Source organism: Pandoraea sp. ISTKB, assembly GCF_001721285.1.
Taxonomy (GTDB): domain Bacteria; phylum Pseudomonadota; class Gammaproteobacteria; order Burkholderiales; family Burkholderiaceae; genus Pandoraea; species Pandoraea capi.
Window position 1 is genome coordinate 1 of record NZ_MAOS01000009.1, and the last position, 342, is coordinate 342.

At 64.0% G+C, this 342-nt stretch carries 2 pseudogenes; both read right to left on the minus strand.

The window, feature by feature from the left end:
- Positions 1-215 (minus strand): annotated as a pseudogene (locus tag A9762_RS03195) (ABC transporter ATP-binding protein); the annotation flags it as partial.
- Positions 216-234: 19 nt separating this feature from the next.
- A pseudogene (locus A9762_RS27935) lies at positions 235-342 on the minus strand (branched-chain amino acid ABC transporter permease); the annotation flags it as partial.

The following is a 342-nucleotide window of genomic DNA, read 5'->3' on the forward strand; positions in this document are numbered from 1 at the left end:
GCGAAGCCCACCACGATGTTCAGGCCCAGCGCGAGCATGATGTAGAGCAGCGCGAAGTCGAGCACGCGCACCCAGTAGTTGCCCCCGGCATAGCCGACGAGCACGGGCGCGACGATCGCGGCGATCAGGAAGAACGCGAGGCCGCGATAGGCCTTGCGGGTCGCGGCGGCCGCAGAGATCTGCGTCGCCGGCGAAGTTTGCACGGGTTGATTCATAGTCTCGATCCTCCCGGGCTTATGCACGATCTGCTACGCGCTCGCCGAGCAGACCGCTCGGACGGAACACCAGCACCACGATCAGCACGACGAACGCAAACACGTCCTGATAGTTACTGCCGAACAC